This is a genomic window from Vibrio sp. Vb1729 (genome assembly GCF_033338655.1).
In the GTDB taxonomy this organism is placed as follows: Bacteria; Pseudomonadota; Gammaproteobacteria; order Enterobacterales; family Vibrionaceae; genus Vibrio; species Vibrio alginolyticus.
On sequence record NZ_JAWOTB010000044.1, the window covers coordinates 52697 to 71421 of the forward strand.

The 18725-nt window shown below is 44.9% G+C and carries 16 protein-coding genes; 10 read left to right on the forward strand and 6 right to left on the reverse strand.

The window, feature by feature from the left end; translation table 11 throughout:
* Nucleotides 1-36 precede the first annotated feature (36 nt).
* Nucleotides 37-1341 (reverse strand): MipA/OmpV family protein, encoded by a 1305-nt coding sequence (locus R7E29_RS17000; RefSeq protein ID WP_213906450.1) that lies wholly within the window; start codon nucleotides 1339-1341, stop codon nucleotides 37-39.
* A 235-nt stretch (nucleotides 1342-1576) separates the two neighbouring features.
* On the opposite strand from R7E29_RS17000, the gene R7E29_RS17005 reads away from it, so the two are divergent.
* The 3 genes from R7E29_RS17005 to R7E29_RS17015 all read left to right on the forward strand — a co-directional run bounded on the left by R7E29_RS17005 (nucleotide 1577) and on the right by R7E29_RS17015 (nucleotide 4507).
* Complete coding sequence (locus R7E29_RS17005; protein ID WP_005377676.1) at nucleotides 1577-1927, forward strand: hypothetical protein; 351 nt, start codon at nucleotides 1577-1579, stop codon at nucleotides 1925-1927.
* Nucleotides 1928-1936: 9 nt separating this feature from the next.
* A complete protein-coding gene (locus R7E29_RS17010) occupies nucleotides 1937-3877 on the forward strand; it encodes an alkaline phosphatase D family protein (RefSeq protein WP_017634943.1) in 1941 nt (646 codons plus the stop codon).
* 189 nt (nucleotides 3878-4066) lie between these two features.
* Entirely contained in the window at nucleotides 4067-4507 is a 441-nt protein-coding gene (locus R7E29_RS17015; RefSeq protein ID WP_017820644.1) for a TerB family tellurite resistance protein, read from the forward strand.
* Between the two features lie 241 nt (nucleotides 4508-4748).
* On the opposite strand, the gene R7E29_RS17020 is transcribed toward R7E29_RS17015, so the two are convergent.
* Both R7E29_RS17020 and R7E29_RS17025 read right to left on the reverse strand, forming a co-directional pair.
* Nucleotides 4749-5279, reverse strand: coding sequence for a 3'-5' exonuclease (locus R7E29_RS17020; RefSeq protein WP_005377684.1), 531 nt, complete (start codon nucleotides 5277-5279; stop codon nucleotides 4749-4751).
* Nucleotides 5280-5362: 83 nt separating this feature from the next.
* Complete coding sequence (locus R7E29_RS17025) at nucleotides 5363-6904, reverse strand: sensor domain-containing diguanylate cyclase (RefSeq protein WP_213893829.1); 1542 nt, start codon at nucleotides 6902-6904, stop codon at nucleotides 5363-5365.
* A gap of 291 nt (nucleotides 6905-7195) precedes the next feature.
* Between R7E29_RS17025 and R7E29_RS17030 the strand changes: the two genes are divergently transcribed.
* From R7E29_RS17030 to R7E29_RS17040, 3 genes are read left to right on the forward strand one after another with little or no spacing between them, the layout of a single operon-like run.
* Nucleotides 7196-7828 (forward strand): DUF2760 domain-containing protein, encoded by a 633-nt coding sequence (locus R7E29_RS17030; RefSeq protein WP_017634945.1) that lies wholly within the window; start codon nucleotides 7196-7198, stop codon nucleotides 7826-7828.
* A complete protein-coding gene (locus R7E29_RS17035) occupies nucleotides 7828-9792 on the forward strand; it encodes an Hsp70 family protein (protein WP_213906452.1) in 1965 nt (654 codons plus the stop codon). The genes R7E29_RS17030 and R7E29_RS17035 overlap by 1 nt, the downstream gene beginning before the upstream one ends.
* A gap of 55 nt (nucleotides 9793-9847) precedes the next feature.
* The gene (locus R7E29_RS17040; protein ID WP_053303093.1) at nucleotides 9848-12658 is read left to right on the forward strand and encodes an Hsp70 family protein; all 2811 of its coding nucleotides are present in this window, start codon (nucleotides 9848-9850) and stop codon (nucleotides 12656-12658) included.
* An 85-nt stretch (nucleotides 12659-12743) separates the two neighbouring features.
* Here the strand turns inward: R7E29_RS17040 and R7E29_RS17045 are convergent, their stop codons facing one another.
* Nucleotides 12744-12938 carry a hypothetical protein gene (locus tag R7E29_RS17045; RefSeq protein ID WP_005377692.1) on the reverse strand — a complete coding sequence of 65 codons (195 nt, stop codon included), beginning with the start codon at nucleotides 12936-12938 and terminating at the stop codon, nucleotides 12744-12746.
* 86 nt (nucleotides 12939-13024) lie between these two features.
* Between R7E29_RS17045 and R7E29_RS17050 the strand changes: the two genes are divergently transcribed.
* Nucleotides 13025-13711: a DNA-3-methyladenine glycosylase I gene (locus tag R7E29_RS17050; protein WP_039842930.1), complete on the forward strand. Its 687-nt coding sequence runs from the start codon at nucleotides 13025-13027 to the stop codon at nucleotides 13709-13711.
* Between the two features lie 85 nt (nucleotides 13712-13796).
* Here R7E29_RS17050 and R7E29_RS17055 read toward each other — a convergent pair whose 3' ends face one another.
* Entirely contained in the window at nucleotides 13797-14774 is a 978-nt protein-coding gene (locus R7E29_RS17055; protein ID WP_054576908.1) for a Gfo/Idh/MocA family protein, read from the reverse strand.
* Nucleotides 14775-14785: 11 nt separating this feature from the next.
* Nucleotides 14786-15073, reverse strand: a complete 288-nt coding sequence (locus R7E29_RS17060) for a putative quinol monooxygenase (protein ID WP_053303095.1) — start codon at nucleotides 15071-15073, stop codon at nucleotides 14786-14788.
* Between the two features lie 103 nt (nucleotides 15074-15176).
* Between R7E29_RS17060 and R7E29_RS17065 the strand changes: the two genes are divergently transcribed.
* The 3 genes from R7E29_RS17065 to R7E29_RS17075 all read left to right on the forward strand — a co-directional run bounded on the left by R7E29_RS17065 (nucleotide 15177) and on the right by R7E29_RS17075 (nucleotide 18546).
* The gene (locus R7E29_RS17065) at nucleotides 15177-16055 is read left to right on the forward strand and encodes a LysR family transcriptional regulator (RefSeq protein ID WP_053303096.1); all 879 of its coding nucleotides are present in this window, start codon (nucleotides 15177-15179) and stop codon (nucleotides 16053-16055) included.
* Nucleotides 16056-16480: 425 nt separating this feature from the next.
* Nucleotides 16481-17824: a sodium/glutamate symporter gene (locus R7E29_RS17070; protein WP_053303097.1), complete on the forward strand. Its 1344-nt coding sequence runs from the start codon at nucleotides 16481-16483 to the stop codon at nucleotides 17822-17824.
* Nucleotides 17825-18054: 230 nt separating this feature from the next.
* Nucleotides 18055-18546, forward strand: coding sequence for a prepilin-type N-terminal cleavage/methylation domain-containing protein (locus R7E29_RS17075; protein ID WP_033006768.1), 492 nt, complete (start codon nucleotides 18055-18057; stop codon nucleotides 18544-18546).
* Nucleotides 18547-18725 lie beyond the last annotated feature (179 nt).

Sequence of the window (18725 nt, forward strand, 5' to 3'; positions counted from 1 at the left end):
AGTTGCAAATCCGACCTATATGCATCTCGCGATGCGCTAAAACTCGAACTGGAAATAAATAGTATTGTAGTTGCTCCCACCTTTAATTCGCCCAAACTGGGAAGCGCTTTCAAAAATCGCCGAGCGGTGATGCAATGAATAGCCCACCCACATATTGTTCCAGCTCTTTTGGTTGAAGAGATCGCCTACATTGACATCAAACGAGAAATCTAGGTAGTTGAGCAACTTGCTTGGTGTATAACCCTTGTCTTCCATTTCTGTGCCTTCAATATAGGTAATGCTATCAATGTATGACACACCTTCCGCTACACCAAATCGCCAAGTCGTAGGCCAATTAACCGTATAATAAGCCTTAATCGCCATGACGTATTCTGTGCTCGCAGACTGAACACTGGACGACCAGTGATGAACCAACCCTGGCGTTAAATAAATATCAAGAGGAAAACCAAACAGCTCATCCGTTAATGGATGCCCATAAAACAATGAAGTAAGTTGATTGTCGTATGGGTCTTTTTCTCTCTCAAAGCTAAATATTTCACCGATGTTCGAAGGCGTCGCCCAACCATGCGCAATACGTAGATATGCTTTATTGCTCAGTGTCGGTTTCGGAACTTTGCTTTTATCGTTGAAAAAGCCAAAACCGACAAACACTTCTCCCTGATATCGATCTTCTACAAGCTGACTGTTGTAGGCGTTATCATCTAAGCGAGTAACACTCGTCTCACCCAGTAAATACAAATTTGAAGTTACATGGTAACGCGCTTTAATACCAAGATTGGTGTCAAGTCCAGCTCCAATTCTCTCGCCAGTAATATCCTTAAAGGAATAATATTCACTATTGAAATCAGCGTCTTTGTATCGAATCGTAATCGATGGCTCTAATTCCCAATCCCCAAATACATAATTGGCAGCAAGGCGGTAATTAGAGTGAAACTGGAGTTCGTCGTCCGTCATCAACTCTACTTCTGCGCGCCAATTGTCGTTAATGCTATAACGCACTTGCCCTCCGAAATCGACTCTGTCCCCTTCATTAGCATTTTGTAGCGACATGGGAATATCGACAAATCTCAATCGCATGAGTGCGCTCGCGCGCCAGTCGGAATCACTCTCGTTATACAAAAAAGCGCCACCTTCAATGCCATTGATATACACATGTTCGTTTTCAAAGAACATCATTGGTACAAATGTACTCACCGTAGAGTCATTATCGGCGGTGTAAAACGGAATCGATGCTGTGCGATACATCGCAGCAATCCCCCACGTTTGTTCGTCTGCACCATGCGCAGAAGAAACTGCCGCAGCTAAAGGAAAAGCGAGTGTTGTTAGAATTAATCTCTTCATGAGTTCGAAAAATGTTGGTTGAGAAGCAGGCAAACATCAATGATTTGCCATTAAAAGCTTATGTTCTGCTGATGATAGCCGTTACAATGGCAAATGTTGTCATCCTCGTGACAGTTTGAGTCCCAAGATCATATTAATATTGCACGACTAGGTGAGCTTGTTTGCGAATATTTTACCATTACAACAAGCGCTTAAACTCTAGCTTAGTTCTAAATCAAACATAATGAAGTAAAAAGTGAAAGCATCAGAACTCATCTCTACCTTGAATCATTTACCCGCAGACACAGACCCAGACATTGTGATGGGAGAAGCATGGCTGCCAGAGAGGTTGATAGGGACTCAACTCGATGGTGACATGTTGTTTTTGCACTTTGATAATGCACCAGAAGATGGTCAAGGTGACGAAGAAGGGCGTGGCTTCGTCGAACACGAAATCGACCTAATTAGAACTCGGCTTCAGCAAATTTTGGATGAAGACAGTGATAACGCGTCAAAAGCCGATGCGATGCTTGGTTTGTTCCTTATGGGACATGAACTTAGTAGCTCGCAAGTTATCGAAATATTAGAAGAAGAAGCTGACACATAAGGAGCCGTTTTGCCAGCATTGATGAACACGACTGAAATTTCTTCACTTCCTCTTGTCGTTGCAGGTCCGATCCTACGTAAAGTGACCGCAACTGAAATCAATATTTGGCTAGTCACCACCCAACGCTTGGAGGGTATGGTGCAAATTACGGATGAAAATGCCTCCATCCTTTATCAAGCCCCTTTAAGTGAACAAAAAGAACAGCTTCAAATCGGCCTCAATGCGTGGTGTTGCTTACTTAAATTAGAAGGCGAGTTTCCAACCCATCAAGCGTTACGCTATCAAATAAAAACGCAATATGGCTTAGTGACGGAACTGCTCCCTCACCTGACTTATGAGCGAGATAATACGCCAAACTTGGGTATTGAGTTCCTCGTTAGTGAAAAAGCGGATTATCTCTTACATGGCTCTTGCCGTAATCCCCATCACTTCAGTGATGATACATTGGTCGCTGCGGATCATAAAATCGCGTCTCAATCCATTGAAGAAAGACCAGATATGCTCATCATGAGTGGTGATCAAATCTATGCAGACCATGTTGCAGGCCCCACTCTCGATGCCATTGAGCAAGTCATAGCTTTATTGGGTTTGCCAGGCGAAGAATTCGATCAAGCTCCGATAAAAAATACCAATGACCTCTACCAACACCCTGCTTGCTATTATGGTCGAGATAAATTGTTGCCTCATTATGTGAGTGATGACAGTTTACTAAGTAAGTTTTTTCCACACCGAGGGACACCAATATTCAGCGCCAAAGAGTGTGAGAATCACCTAATAAGCTTTGCTGAGTGCTTTGCAATGTACTTATTGGTTTGGTCTCCGACCTTGTGGAAGCTTGTTCGAACGGATCGTTTATTAGAAAACGAATTTACTGTCGGCGGAGAAGTTCTTGAACCCAAATGGCAGCAGCAATGGCGCGAAGAAAAAAAACAAATTGATAAATTCGTCGCAGGTCTGGACAAGGTTCAACGCTTACTCGCTCACATTCCAACCTATATGATTTTTGATGATCACGATGTCACCGACGATTGGAATCTCACCATAGGCTGGGAACAAGCCGCATACAGCAACACGTTTGCAAAACGCATTATCGGTAATAGCTTGATTGCTTACTGGCTTTGCCAAGGTTGGGGAAATGCGCCAGAAAAATTCAATGATGAATTTATGAGCCTCGCTCAACGCTTTATCGATGAGCGAACCTCGCAAACCCAAGATGCATTTATTCAATATTTGTATCGCTTTGAGAATTGGCACTACACCATTCCTACGACACCAAAAGTTGTCGTGCTAGATACACGAACCAGACGCTGGCGTTCTGAGTCTAAAATGAACAAACCTTCTGGCTTAATGGACTGGGAAGCGATGATTGAGTTCCATCAGGAGCTCGTGCATCAAGACAAGGTTGTTATTGTTTCTGCCGCGCCAATGTTTGGTGTGAAATTTATCGAAGCACTACAACGTGTGGTGACCATGCTTGGTAAACCATTGATGGTTGATGCTGAAAACTGGATGGCTCACCCCGGAAGTGCGAATACTCTTATTAGTATTTTCACACACACAAAGACACCAACTAACTTTGTTATTCTCTCTGGCGACGTACACTACTCTTTTGCATACGATATTAAGCTCCGCTATCGAAAAAACAGTCCGAATATCTATCAAATCACCTGTAGTGGAATTAAAAATCAGTTCCCTACACAACTGCTCAATATTTGTGATGGCCTAGATAGACTGCTATACAGCCCTCGCTCACCTTTAAACTGGTTCACAAAACGTAAACGACTCAAGATTTACAAACGCGCACCAAGTACGCACAACTTTTATCGCTTGGTTAACCATAGTGCCATTGGTGAGCTACGTCTTGATGATGAAGGCAAACCAAGTCAAATTAGTATTCTGACGAGTGATGGTGACGAAGTTCATTTTCCACCGACACGTGCTGAAAGCTGAGTATCAATCCCAAAATGACTTGCCCTTTGTAAGAGGCAAGTCACCTTGAACTAACTCAGGAGTTTAGGTTTTTTGGGGAGAAAGTGGCCGTTCTTAAATGTCAACGGCGTGCTAAATTTGGTATCGCACCTTGAGATCTTCCGTATTTATTACCATGTTAACCAAATAAACAATAGCTCGGTGTTCATTATGTTTAATTCTCTCACATCATTATTTAAACAACTCATTGATGGCTCTGATTTAAGCCAAACCAACACACTTTCCCCTAACATGGCTATCGCGTGTTTGCTTTGTGAAGTTTCTGGCGCAGACCATAGTGTCGATGATAGAGAACAAGAAACAAAGCGCTCTTTATTGATGAAACTGCTTTCGTTAAATGAAGAGGAATCAAATACTTTGTTAGAGCAAGCGCAACAGAAAATAAAAGATTCCGCTTCGCTGTACGACTTTACCTCTCAACTAAGAGAACTGACTCAAGAAACTCGTTACAACTTAATCAAAAGCATGTGGGAAGTCGCTTACGCAGACGGCGAAATTGACCCGCTAGAAGACGCGGTGATCCGTAAAACAGCAGAGCTACTCTATGTTGATCACAGCGAGTTCATTCGAGCGAAGTTACAGTCTCAGTAAAGTGACGAGATGAGTATATAAGTCGCTGGCTAACTCTAAGCTACCCCTAGAATGACAACAGATATCGCTTCTGTAGCCATAAAAAAACGCGCACTCTGCGCGTTTTTCAATAAGCCAACGACATTGTTATTAAAATACTGGTCAAGGTATGTGTTTAGCTCTTTCCACACTAAACAGACTGCATGACAAAACAACAATGGTTGGATGATTATTTAATTACAAGCTAGCTAGGTTCGAATAACTAAAACATGGTCAAAGCAAGCTTAGCTAAGTTATATGCATCTACATAGCCAGAGTGTTGACGCCCTTCCCAGTCTATTCCTTTTGCTTCTTGAGCGGCTCGATGGCCTATACGTTTATCTTTAAGACGATTTTGAATACGGTAGAGTGTCGCTAAGTTGATGAACTCTGTGAACGGTGCTTCAATACCTTTTTGCTTACACTCTTCTAGAAGAATGAGGTCATCTCGCCCCCAAGATGCAAAGATTTTGTTGCGACCACCGAAGTTCTTAACCATGGATTTAAGCACTTCTTCTAGTGGGCGTCCTTGTTTTTCAATCTTACGTGGTGTGATGCCCGTTAACTCAGCGCAAAATAGAGAGACTTCATCGTGTTCTGGTTTCACGTAGTATTGAGCACGCTTGACTATCTCACCTTTAGACAAATCTATTTCAGCTAACCCCACTTCGATAATTTCACCCGTGCTGCCGACGCCATTTTCGTTCCAGCAACACATTTCTAAATCGAAGCATACAATACGGTTATGGTTCATAGTTTGCCTTGGTTCCTAACATAAAAATTTAAAGCGTGCGATTCTATCGTAACACGGCGTAAAACTCGAATTTGTGCGCCCATTTAATCGCCGATCGACACATTATTACGGCCGTTTTTTTTACTCAAATAGAGTTGACTATCCATTTTGTGATACAAGCTCTCAGGATCTTCTTCTTTATGGATAACCGCACCGATACTCAACGTACAGATGATTAACGCATCACCATAATCAAAAGCCGTACTTGCCACAACACTCCGTAATTTTTCTAGGTAAGCTTCTAGCACTGCTCTATCAATGACTTTAGAAATAATACAAAACTCGTCACCACCAGCTCGGTAAAACTTATCTCCCGGTTTTAAATTAGCACTGACCAGCTTAGTGACATGTTGTAACGCTTCATCTCCACCTAAATGGCCGTGTTTGTCATTAATCACTTTGAAGTGGTCGATATCAAAACCAACCAAGGCGAAGTTAACACCTTTGTTTATCTGATTAAGCAAATGATCGTTGAATGCTCGGCGATTCAGTAGTTGAGTTAGAGGGTCTCGCTCTGCCATTCTTTTTAATTCAACGGTTTTGAGCTCCAACATGACCGCTAAGCGCTCTTTTTCTCGAGACTGTAAATTCACAATCCAACTGATCAAAAAGGCGATTACCAATCCGGCTAGTGTCGTGCCCGCTAAAATAGAACGTTCCCAAGCTGAGACTGCGTCAGAAAGCTTAAAGTCAATACGCCATTCACGGTTAGGCAGTTGAATGGTCCGGCTTATAACCGTTCCTCGAATGTTGTCCCAGCTCGCACTTTGAAAGAGAACAGGGTCATCTGCTGCGTCGAATCCCAAATCTTCTACGCGCACCGACATATCGAGCTCCGTCGCGGTTTTCGTAATCAAATCCTCAAAGTAAACCGTACTTCGGATAACACCGGTCACTACTCCTAATAAATATTTGTTCTCGAAGTCGAACACTGGATGGAACACCAGCAACCCAGTCTTAGGTATGGACTTGTCATAACCATCTTGCAGTAAGCGAACTTTATCCGAGACATTCGCTCGCCCATTTTCGGAAATATCATCCAAGATTAAATCGAAGCGTTTGCGCGAAAAATAGAAACCCAATAGAGAAAGGTTTTCCGGTGTTCTTGGGTAGATATCCGACGCGATGAAAATTGGCTCATTGTGTTCAAAAATGTACCCGTAGGTTTTGGGACCATCTTTAGGGACGGTAAACGGTTGGAAGTTTGGAAATTTTTGACGGGTCTTTAAAATATGTTCATCAAGATCTTCAAATTCGACCTTTTGCATCCATTGAAGTCCAATGAGACTTCGCGAGCTGTTAATCACTTGTTCCGCATACATCGGAAACGATGGCCAATAGCTTCGCTCAATCGAATGGAAAAAGTTTGCGCCCGCACCAATGAACTTTAGATCATTCTCGACGTTTGCTTTAAGTGATTCTGCTTGTCGGTCGGCTAAAGTATCAAACGTCGTCTGTGTATACCGTTGCTGCATTGTATAAGCAGCACCAACTACACCAGCAGTGACACATAAAGTCGCCAAAAAAGCTAAAATAGAGTCTGAATGTCGTTTTATAAAGCTCTTATGAGCGGTGCTTTGTGTCATATCGTAATTTTTGATACTTCCGTAAGTTAAACTTCGGGATCTATTGAAATACTGCGTTAGCAATGCACAAACATCAAGCAACAACCTATATTGGGGAGTCTGATCGTCGATTTTTCACGCTGTTCGTACGGTATAGTCACGAATTATTACAGCCTTAAGCCTTGAATATGCTACCATCCGTCATCATTTTAATGTCTAAACTTGGTGCAAGATCGCAAAGACGATCGTTTTAGTGAACAAATATGAGCCAATACTGAGCACCAATAAATCAATAGAAAGAGAAAAAACGTCATGAACATTGATTTGAACCTAATTCCTCAAACGTTCGATATGCTTCACGCTGGCCTAACCGCATCGAGCGTTTTGCTTCTTCTAGTTGCAGTGTCGCGCAAATCAAAAGTGGTCGAGAAAGTGGTAGAAAAACCAGTCGAGAAAATCGTCGAGGTTGAGAAACCAGTTGAGAAGATCGTTGAAGTAGAAAAAGTAGTGGAAGTAGAGAAAGTCGTAGAGCGTGTTGTAGAAGTTGAATCAAAACTTGCAACCGCATCAACAGACTCTGCAATGCAGCTGCTTTCTATCATGCAACAAGAAGCTCGCCTGATTGACTTCCTAAAAGAAGACCTAACGTCATTCTCTGATGAAGAAGTAGGCGCAGCCGCTCGCGTAATCCACACTGGCGGTCAGAAAGTACTGAACGACTACGTGACGCTAGCGCACGTTCGTAACGAAGACGAAGAAACTCGCATTACGGTTGAAGAAGGCTTCAACCCACAAGAAATCCGCCTAACTGGCAACGTAACAGGCAGCGCGCCATTCAACGGCACGCTAGTTCACAAAGGCTGGAAAGCAACATCAATGACGTTGCCTAAACTGGCTGAGAACTACGATGCTTCTGTGATCGCTCCAGCTGAGGTTGAGCTGTAATGGAACACATGAACCAAGAAAACCATTCTCAAGAAGCGTCTGTTGAAACTCAACAGACACCTAAATTCAGTGTTGGTATCGACTTAGGTACAACACACTGTGTCATGTCTTTTGTTGATACACACAACGAAGACGCTCGCGTTGAAGTGATGCCAATCCCGCAGTTAACTGCGCCGGGTACGGTAGAGACTCGTAGCCAATTAGGCTCTTTCCTTTACCAACCACACGAACACGAAATGAACCCGCAATCACGCGTTCTTCCGTGGTCGAGCGAGCCAAAAGCTCTAGTTGGTGCTATTGCACGTAACCTAGGTTCAAAAACACCGATTCGCCTTGTTGCAAGTGCGAAATCTTGGCTTTGCCACGCTGGTGTTAACCGTCGTGATGCTTTCCTACCAGCAGGTAGCCCAGAAGAAGTGGAAAAAGTATCCCCTCTTCGTGCGACAGAGCTTTACCTAGAGCACCTAAAAGACGCTTGGAATCACACCAATCCAAATCACAACCTTGCCGATCAAGACGTAACTATTACAGTTCCTGCTTCTTTTGACCCTGCTGCTCGCGATCTAACAGCAGAAGCAGCACGCAACGTTGGTTTTGTGCACCTAACGCTTCTAGAAGAGCCACAAGCTGCGCTTTACAACTGGATCGATAACAGCGACGACAAATGGCGCGACGAAGTTGAAGTTGGCGACATCGTGCTTGTGGTCGATATCGGTGGTGGTACAACCGACCTTTCTTTGGTTGAAGTAACTGAAGACAATGGCAACCTAACTCTGAACCGCATCGCGGTAGGTGAACACATCCTACTTGGCGGTGACAACATGGATCTTGCACTTGCGTACCGCTTGAAGATGAAGCTAGCGCAAGAAGGCAAAGAGCTACAGCCATGGCAAGTTCAGGCGATGACGCACGCATGTCGTGACGCGAAAGAAGCGCTATTGAACGACAGCGAACTTCAGTCAGTGCCAATCGTAGTACCAAGCCGTGGTTCTAAACTGCTTGGCGCAACGCTGAAAACAGAACTGACTCAAGAAGAAGTACAACAAACACTGGTTGACGGCTTCTTCCCTCAAGTTGCGATTACTGACCACCCTGTTCAACGTAACCGTGGTGCACTAACGCAAATGGGTCTGCCTTACGCACAAGATGCAGGCATCACTCGTCACATTGCTGCATTCTTGTCTAAGCAAGCTAATGCCCTTTCTGCTTCAGGAAATGGCGCAGAAGCAGCAGCTCAAGATTTCAATCCATTCGCTAACATGCCTGGTATGCCAGGTGCGGATGCAGCGCAATCAGCTGACTTCATCAAGCCAACCGCAATCCTATTCAACGGTGGTGTTCTGAAATCGAAACTTCTAGCAACTCGTCTAGAAGACACGATCAACGAATGGCTAATTGAAGCAGATGCTGAAATGGCAAAACGCCTAACAGGTGTAGATCTAGACCTTGCGGTTGCTAGCGGTGCGGCTTACTACGGCTCTGTACGTCGTGGACAAGGCGTTCGTATCCGTGGTGGTATTGCTTCGGCGTACTATGTGGGTATCGAAAGTGCGATGCCAGCGATTCCGGGCATGGCGCCTCCAATGGAAGCACTTTGTGTTGCACCATTTGGTATGGAAGAAGGTTCAAGCGTTGACGTACCAAGCCAAGAGTTTGGTTTGATCATTGGTCAACCGGTTAACTTCCAATTCTTCGGCTCAACCGTTCGTCGTGATGACCTAGCAGGTACTCACCTAGACTACTGGGCACCAGAAGAGCTTGAAGAGCTTCCAGAAATCCAAGTAACGCTGCCTGTATCTGAAGGTCGTCGTGAAGGTGAAGTGGTTCCAGTAACCCTAGCCTCTCGCGTCACAGAGCTTGGTACGCTTTACTTAGAAGCCATTGCCGCTGATAACGGTCAAAAATGGCATGTTGAGTTCGATGTGCGCGAAGACGCGAAAAGCAACTCAAACGAAGAAGAATAAATAGAAATCAAACGGCATCCAATCGGGTGCCGTTTTTAAATACACGAAGGTTTGTATGGCATCTCCTCGTTTTCTTGTTGGTATTGACCTTGGCACCACAAACACTGTGGTGGCGTATTGTGAAATCACCGACAACCTTGAACAATCCGAAGTATCCCTATTCGACATCGACCAATTGATTGGTCCGGGTGAAGTGGTTCGTAAACCATTGCTGCCCTCTTTTCGCTATCACCCAGCGGTTGGTCAAATCTCCCCTTCTGACCTAACACTTCCTTGGGAAAACGAACCTGTATCTGGCGACATTAGTAATGTGATCGTGGGTGAATGGGCTCGTGAATTAGGCGCTAAGGTGGAAGGACGTCAGGTATCCAGTGCTAAAAGCTGGCTATCGCACCAAGCAGTGGATCGTAGCTCAGACATTCTTCCTTGGGCTGGTGCACAAGATGTAGATAAAGTATCTCCCGTCATTGCCAGCGCAAGCTACCTCAACCACATTCGCCAAGCATGGAACTACCGTCATCCTAGCAATAAGTTAGAAGACCAAGATGTGGTTGTGACCGTTCCAGCGTCGTTCGATGAAACCGCTCGTAAACTCACGCTTGAAGCTGCACAGCTGGCTGGTTTAAAGAAAATCGTCCTGCTAGAAGAGCCACAAGCCGTATGCTACGACTGGTACGCGCGTCACCAGCAAACCGCAGCTGATGAGCTCAAAGAGTTGCCACTGATCCTAGTGTGCGATGTGGGTGGTGGTACCACCGACTTGAGCTTGATTGAAGCCAGTTTCTCTTCTCAAGATGAACTAGCCCTTGATCGTATTGGTGTTGGCGAGCACTTGATGCTTGGTGGTGATAACCTCGATTTAGCATTAGCACACCTTGCAGAAAGCCGCTTCAACCAAAGTAAGAAGCTCACTGCCGCAAGCCTGACTAAGTTGATTCAGCAAACTCGCAAGGCGAAAGAAAACCTACTTTCAGCGAGTGCACCTGAAGGAGTAAAAATCACCATGCTAGGCAGTGGCTCAAAACTTCTTGGCGGAACAAAGAGTATTGGGCTGAGCAAACAAGAAGTGCACCAAATCGCTTTGGATGGCTTCTTCCCACTTTCTGATTTCAGTGAAGTACCAGACAAACGCCGCAGCGCGGTTGTCGAGTTTGGTCTTCCATACGTTGCTGACCCAGCAGTGAGCAAGCACGTTGCCGAGTTCTTAACTCAGCACCAACAAGTTGCTCGTGCCGCTCTTGGCATTGAAGACGACAAACAAAATGCAATTCCGGTAGGTTTGCTACTTAACGGTGGTGTGTTCAATAGTGAACTTGTGACTGAGCGTGTCACTACCCTACTGTCCGATTGGCGCGGCGCTCCGGTTACGGTATTAGACAACCCACATCCAGATTGGTCTGTTGCACTAGGTGCTGTTGCGTTTGGTAAAGCACGTCGTGGTGCACAGCTAAAAATTGGTGGTGGTGCAGCGCGTTCTTACTTCTTGCACCTTCAAGAGAAAAACAAGATGGGCAAAGCGCTTTGTTTGCTTGCAAAAGGTACAGAAGAAGGTCACGAAATCCGCTTAAGTGGTCGTCGTTTCTCGCTTACCCTAGGTGAGCCCGTTCGCTTTAACCTGCTGACTTCTACCCACGACACCTTAACCAATAACACCGCCATTCAAAACGGTGTGATGGTTGACGTTGATCCGGACTTGTTTGCTCCTTTGCCGCCTTATATCACCACCCTTGAAGGTGGAGGTGCCGAACTGCAAGCCAACCAGAAAGAGCGTGTAGAAGTACAACTGGCATGTCAGTTGACTGAAGTCGGCACACTTAAGATGGAATGTGTCAGCGCAGAAGACGATAGCAAACGTTGGGAGCTAGAATTCGAAGTTCGTAACAAGCAAACCGATGACAGCGAGCAAGTTAAGCTTCACCCTAAACTGAACGAATGTAAGGAGCTGGTCGCTCGCCTTTACAGCGGTAATAAGAAAAGCGCGGAAAGTAAAGAGATCAAAACCTTAGCCAAAGATCTTGAGAAGAAACTGGGCAAACGTGATGAATGGGATTTCACTACCCTACGTCAACTGTTCGATACCTTTGCACAAGGTCGTAAGCGTCGCCGTCGTTCTGAACAACACGAGAAAAACTGGCTTCGTTTGGCAGGTTTTGCACTGCGTCCGGGCTTTGGCGATCCAACCGACTCATGGCGCATTGAACAAGTTTGGGGTCTCTACCAGCAAAACATTCAGTTTAAGAACCATCAAGGTTGGACTGACTGGTGGGTATTCTGGCGTCGTATCGCAGGCGGTCTAAGCCAAGAGCAACAAGAGACTATCTTGGCGGACATCGCGAAATACCTACACCCTGGCGCGATGAAAAACCCACAATCCGCCAAAGCAGCGCAAGACATGGGTTACGAGTCGATGGTTCGCTTGTCTGCCTCTCTAGAGCATCTAGAAGTCGAAGACAAAGTTCTATTGGCTACGTGGTTCTTGAGTAAAGCCATCAACCATAACCAGTTCGAACAAGCACACTGGTGGGCAATGGGTCGCTTGGCATCACGTACGCCTTTGTATGGCAGTCAGCATAACGTCGTTCCTCGTGAACAAGCGGAACAATGGTTGCCTAAGCTGTTAGAGCAGAACTGGCAGAAAGAACCAATGATCGCGTTCGCAGCCGTGATGATTTGTCGTAAGACGGGCGACCGCCTATTCGATATCTCAGACGACTACCGTGAACAGGTACTGGCTAAGTTGAAGCAAAGTAAGGTACCTGAATCTTGGGTATCACTGGTTGAAGAAGTCAAAGAGCTATCTGAGAGCGAATCGAAGCGTATCTTCGGTGATGCACTCCCAAGCGGCCTGACGCTGGTAAATAACTAAGCTCCCATGCTCATAAAAGCAACAAAGCCCTTCTCGTGAAGGGCTTTGTTTTATCTGGTTCTAATAGCTGACGATAGTCGACTCGTTAGTTCATTTCCGTATTGATTACCACATCACGCGTTTCATTATCCATATCACTGATGCCGACCACTGAGATTTCACGGTCAGATAAATTCTCAATCATGCTGTCTTCTAACCCACCGTCCGTCATCCACGCATAGAATTTTTCCGCAATACGATCCGAACCTTCCCCGACAAACGTTAATGTGACCTTCTTCATTTGTGACACTCCATCAATTTACGATTCAGCCACTTAAGCGTAGTATGTTTCGCAAATATCGACATAAACTAGGACTAACTTCTTTTATGAGTATCGAAAAATTTGACGCGATTTATCAGCGCGCTGCCGAGCGTAAAGGTGGTGAAGATCAACTTGAAGCGCTTTTATCTCATCCACTAAGCAAAGAGGAATTGGCAGCGATTCCCGACGACCGTTGGCTGGCCGCTTTTTCGATGAAGGTATTCCAAAGTGGGATTTCGTGGAGCGTGGTTCGCAACAAATGGCCGAACTTCGAAGAAGTGTTCTTCGGATTTAAGATTGAGCCGCTGTTGATGCTGTCAGACGAGCAATGGGAAACCAAAGCAACCGACAAACGCATCATTCGCCACCTCACTAAAGTCATGTCGATTCCTGCTAATGCTCGTATGATCCACGAAGCAAAAATCGAATACGGTTCGTTTGGCAAAATGGTTGCCGATTGGCCGCAAGAGAAAATCACCGACCTATGGGCATATTTGAAGAAACGCGGTAATCGCCTAGGTGGCAATACCGGTCCTTACACACTTCGCCAAATGGGCGTTGATACCTTTATCTTGTCTAGTGACGTCGAGGCTTACCTGCGCAATTGCAAAATCATTGAAGGTGGCAAAGATACGAAAAAATCGCTCGATGCAGCCAACAAAGCGTTTGTTCAATGGCAACAAGAAAGTGGTCGAAGCCTGTCTGAGATCAGCCAAATCATTGCGTTCAGCACCGGCGATAATCGCATTTAATCCAGACTGAACACAAAATAAAAAACGGCGCACCAAATATTGTATTTAGTGCGCCGTTTTTATGTTCATTGGTTCAAGTACACACTTACTTTGAAGCCAGTGATTCCCACTCAGTCAGTAGCTGCATAATACGATGAGAATCGTCCCATGTTGCACAAGGGTTTTCTAACGAGGTACGCCCTGCTTCAACCGCTTGGCGAATATTGCGCACTTGATAGAAAAAAGCGTCCCCGGCTGCCGGAACACACACTTCACGCTTCGACGTCTCGTAAATTTCCATACTAAACTGGTTTTCTTGCGTTGGTAGCCATGGGTTTGAATCTAACGTAATACAGCCTTTGCTACCCAGAATGGTGAATTGGTGTTTCAATCCGTGATCTTCGGCAGTGTGTACGCTCGCCGTTTGTTGCTCACCGAATTGCATCATCAAGCTCGATTCACAGATATTACCGTCATGGCCTCTTCGACCAATCGCCGTCATAGAGCGGTTTCCAAAGGCTTGTTGACCCAACATGGTTTTCACCACCAAATGCACCAATGACATTGGGTAACAACCTAAATTATACAAAGCACCTTTACTGTCTGGATTAACAAACTGCGCAATCGACGCGATATAAGAAGTATGGATCGAGCGAAGCTCACCAATCTCTCCCGATTTCAGCACCGAAACCAACTCGCGGATCAACGGGTGATGTAAATACATTAAGCCTTCAGCAAAGAATACCTTGTGCGCTTCTACTGCTTGAAGTGCCAGCTCGGTTTTTTCCATATCTACCGAAAGTGACTTTTCACACAGGATCGCTTTGCCCTGCTCAGCCGCTTTGACGATAAAGTCATGATGAAGGTGATTTGGCAATGCGATATAAATAATGTCGACTTGCTCATCAGCAATCAACGCATCGTAATCGTTGAACGTATTCTCGATGCCATATTGCTCAGCGAATGCCTGTAAGTTCTGCTCCGAACGCCCAGCAACCGCGTACAGTTCACTCTTGTCATCGCCTTGGATTGCCTCAGCCATGACTCCTGAGATAAAGCTTGTGCCTAAAATGCCCCATTTCATGTTCACGTCTCCTATTGAGCTTGGGTTTCGAATGCTTGAACTAACTCTGCCATTTCAGCCGCTATAAACGCTTGTGTATGCGGCATAGCAAAATGCGCTTCAATCGCGGCGCGGTTTTCATATCGCTCCCAAAGAATCACACGTTGTGGATCTTTAGAATCGTAGGTCGCATTCGCTTGCAAGCACCTCGCTTCGCTTTGCATATCAAGGCAAAATTGTTCAATGGCTTCAACTACTTGTTGTCTTGGCTTATCGGCATTCATTTTCAGTTCGGCGGTAACAAAAATCGTATCATTCATGATGGATCTCTTTCTCCATTCTTAATCATACGCCCACTGTAATTAACCTCGTTTGATTGATAAACTCTGCTTTAGTTATTTCTTTATCAACTCTGGGTGTGCAATGGATAAATTAACAAGCATGAAAGTTTTCGCTTACGTGGTCGAACACGGCAGCTTTCGTAATGCTGCACACCACTTTGATCTTTCACCGACTATGGTTGGCAAGCACGTGAGCTTTCTTGAGCAAAGCTTAGGTACACAGCTGATTCATCGCACCACGCGTAAACAGTCCCTGACCGAAGCTGGCAGACTCTACTACCAAGAGTGCCACCGCATTATTGAAGACATCACCAACGCAGAGAACCTGATCCAGACGCTGATTAACCGTCCAACCGGAACAGTGAAAATTAATTGCCCTGTCACGTATGGCAAAAAGGTGATCGCGCCCATCGTGGCTGACTTCTTAGCAGAATTTCCCGAACTGAACGTCGAGCTGATGTTGGATAACAGTTTGATTGACCCATACCGAAGTGAAGCTGACGTGATTATTCGAATCGGTGAATTGGTCGATTCGTCGTTAGTCGCGAGAAAATTGGGTGAATACCACATGACTTATTGCGCCTCACCCTCTTACCTTGAGCAACATGCCCCTATCCAATCGCTTGATGACCTTGAACATCATCATTGTTTGGGGTTTCAGTATCACCAAGGAGAAAGCCAACAAGTGGTGAACATGCCATCTAATACCTTTGGAAACAGCAACACCCGATTAACGTCTAATAATGGCGATGTACTTAAGTTTGCCGCGTTAAAAGGCTCTGGTGTTCTTCTGCAACCAAAGATCTTAGTTGAACAGGAAATCCAATCTGATGCCTTGGTAGAAATTCTCCAGCAACATGCTCCCAAGCCAAAACCTATCCACCTGCTTTACCGTTCAAAACAGCTTTCCCTTAAAAACCGTACCTTGGTCGATTTTATTCTTTCTCATGTGAATCCATAACGCCACCCCATAAAGCGGCGACAATTTAACCATTTAATTAACTTTTATTGTCGATATGACAAATATTATTACTTGTTAATTGTCTTTATTTTTCATGTTGTTAGTCAGAGACACCCATTAACTAGGCATAATTTATTGATTCACACCAATTGCATTGCTCTGACAAAGTGACTAGGATTGCCGCCTTTCCTGGGTGAACTATCAAAAAATATCGAGAAATTTAATCTAATTTCTCTTCCTGTTCGTGTGCAATCACAACATTTACACTCATTTCAAATTGCATAAGCACATTCCTTTGCTTATGAAAACGACATTGATTTCTCAACGCTTTTAGTCACGTATGTGACTTTTTGGCTTGAGAGAGATTTTTATTCAAGGTAGGTCACAAGGACGCTACCCCTTGACTGCATTTACTGGAGGATAAGATGCCTAAAGGTCTAATGCTGACTGACTTAGCCATCGCTGGCTTACTATTGATTTTGGCAAAAGTCATTCGCGTTCACGCGCCATTACTACAGCGTATGTACATTCCATCGGCGGTTCTCGCAGGATTATTCGGTCTAATTTTTGGACCAGCCCTGTTAGACGTACTGCCTTGGACCGATACGTTTACCGCTAACGCAAGCCTATTAACTGCTGCACTTTTTTCTGCGTTAGGTCTGGCAACGGATGTTCCATCACCTAAAACCGTCGCACAGCGTGCTGGCTCATTGTGGGCGTTTAACCAAATCGCTTCTGTTTCTCAGTGGTTGTTTGCGGCAATGTTTGGTCTAGTTCTCACAACCTTCTTCTGGCCAGAGATTAATCCCGGCTTTGGTGTGACAATGTCTGCGGGCTTTATGGGTGGTCACGGGTCTGCCTCTGTTGTTGGTGAAATCTTCACGGGGCTTGGCTGGGAAGATGGCTTCACACTTGGCTTAACGTTCGCAACCGTGGGTATTTTCATTTCAATTTCTGTCGGCATGCTCATGCTGCAATTCGCATTGAAGATGGGTTGGATTCGTAGCTTTACGACATTCGATAGCATGGATGAACACGAACGCAAGGGGCTCGTTAAGCCTGATGATCAAGAGCCGGTAATGAAAGACACCATGTCTTCCCTGTCGGTTGATTCTTTTGCGATTCACGCGGCGTTGGTTGTAGTGGTAACAGCTTTCTCGTATGTAGCGGCTAACTACTTATCTTCTTTCCACGATAAGGTACAAATCCCTACGTTTGTAACTGGCTTCCTTGGCGGCATGCTCGTGCGAATCGTCGCGAAACAAACGAAAGCTTCACGCTATCTTTGTGACGGTGCATTCAAACACGCTGCGGGCATCAGTACCGATTATTTGATTATCTTTGGTATCTCAGCCATCAAGATTACCGTCCTAGCCCAGTATTTAATGCCGATGGTAGTGCTTGCAATCGGCGGTATCGCCTTCACACTATGGCTAATCTTCTGGGTTGCCCCACGTATCATGGGAGAAGATTGGTTCGAGAAAGGCATCTTCTCTTGGGGTTGGTTAACCGGTACGGTTGCCATGGGTATTGCGTTGCTTCGTATTGTTGATCCAAAAATGCGTAGCAAGGTGCTTGATGATTACGCCATCGCTTATGTCCCTGGCTCAATCACTGACATCTTCATCATCTCTTTGATGCCAATCGCGATGTATAGCGGCATGCACTGGCAAGCACTTGGCGTTGGTCTAGCTTACATAGCCGTGGTTCTTTTCATTTGGCGTTTTGTTTTCAAACAAGGCTCACACGCAGCCACAAGCACCTCATAAAGCGATGATTTAAAGCCCCATATCTTTATAGGATTGGGGCTTTTTCTTATTGAGATTACACTTACTTTTTGTGTGATATTGAATAAATTCCGAACGCAATTTTAAGCAACTTGTTTTATATATTAGAACCGAATCATTCATCGCATAACTTCATTCTTTTTCAATACCTTTCCAGCCATAATTTTGCTCCAGAATAGCAGACTATAAAAATACATATTCGGAGGTTGGCTGTGCGTAATACCAAAGGTTTTACACTGATAGAATTGGTGGTTTGTATCATCATTCTTGGGGTGGTAAGTGTCGTTGCGCTCCCAAAGTTTCTTGGTATCCAGAAGGATGCCCGCATTGCTGTCTTGTATGGTGCTCGTGAGGCGCTGATGACAGCCAACAATCAAGTCTATGCAAAAGCGGTGCTCCAATCGCAAGAGAACGTCGACGCTGGTGAACTGATGAACATTGATTTGAATAACGATGGCGTCAACGATCTGATTGGCTACTACGGATATATCAAGAATGTGATTCCAGCAAAAGAGCTCGCTGGGTTTGACCCAAAACTGACTATCAATCGTTGGTACGGAGTGGACGATGAAGATGAACCCTATTTCTTAATTGGCTTTGCTAATAAGCCTGTCGACATCTTCAACCTTTGCTACGTAGAAGTCTATTATCCGAAAACAGCAGGTGGTCAAATAAAGTACGGAATTCAAACCAGAGACTGCTAAAACCGGTAAAAATAAGCTTCAAGAGTGATACTTTTGAAGCTTTTCTTTCTGTTTGAGACGGAACCCCTCAAAACTACAATTAACATTAAATTCACAATATCTTGTTACATCCTCCCCTTTCAGCAATACATAAGGCGGCTATTCATCGAGCCTCTATAAAATCGACACATTGTGTTGTT

What these genes read in the sequence shown, in the direction of transcription:
- R7E29_RS17000 (WP_213906450.1), bottom strand. Translation starts at nt 1,341, where the DNA reads ATGAAGAGATTAATTCTAACAACACTCGCTTTTCCTTTAGCTGCGGCA.
- R7E29_RS17020 (WP_005377684.1), bottom strand. Translation starts at nt 5,279, where the DNA reads ATGAACCATAACCGTATTGTATGCTTCGATTTAGAAATGTGTTGCTGG.
- R7E29_RS17035 (WP_213906452.1), top strand. Translation starts at nt 7,828, where the DNA reads ATGGAACACATGAACCAAGAAAACCATTCTCAAGAAGCGTCTGTTGAA.
- R7E29_RS17070 (WP_053303097.1), top strand. Translation starts at nt 16,481, where the DNA reads ATGCCTAAAGGTCTAATGCTGACTGACTTAGCCATCGCTGGCTTACTA.
- R7E29_RS17025 (WP_213893829.1), bottom strand. Translation starts at nt 6,904, where the DNA reads ATGACACAAAGCACCGCTCATAAGAGCTTTATAAAACGACATTCAGAC.
- R7E29_RS17030 (WP_017634945.1), top strand. Translation starts at nt 7,196, where the DNA reads ATGAACATTGATTTGAACCTAATTCCTCAAACGTTCGATATGCTTCAC.
- R7E29_RS17065 (WP_053303096.1), top strand. Translation starts at nt 15,177, where the DNA reads ATGGATAAATTAACAAGCATGAAAGTTTTCGCTTACGTGGTCGAACAC.
- R7E29_RS17045 (WP_005377692.1), bottom strand. Translation starts at nt 12,938, where the DNA reads ATGAAGAAGGTCACATTAACGTTTGTCGGGGAAGGTTCGGATCGTATT.
- R7E29_RS17055 (WP_054576908.1), bottom strand. Translation starts at nt 14,774, where the DNA reads ATGAAATGGGGCATTTTAGGCACAAGCTTTATCTCAGGAGTCATGGCT.
- R7E29_RS17060 (WP_053303095.1), bottom strand. Translation starts at nt 15,073, where the DNA reads ATGAATGATACGATTTTTGTTACCGCCGAACTGAAAATGAATGCCGAT.
- R7E29_RS17040 (WP_053303093.1), top strand. Translation starts at nt 9,848, where the DNA reads ATGGCATCTCCTCGTTTTCTTGTTGGTATTGACCTTGGCACCACAAAC.
- R7E29_RS17015 (WP_017820644.1), top strand. Translation starts at nt 4,067, where the DNA reads ATGTTTAATTCTCTCACATCATTATTTAAACAACTCATTGATGGCTCT.
- R7E29_RS17050 (WP_039842930.1), top strand. Translation starts at nt 13,025, where the DNA reads ATGAGTATCGAAAAATTTGACGCGATTTATCAGCGCGCTGCCGAGCGT.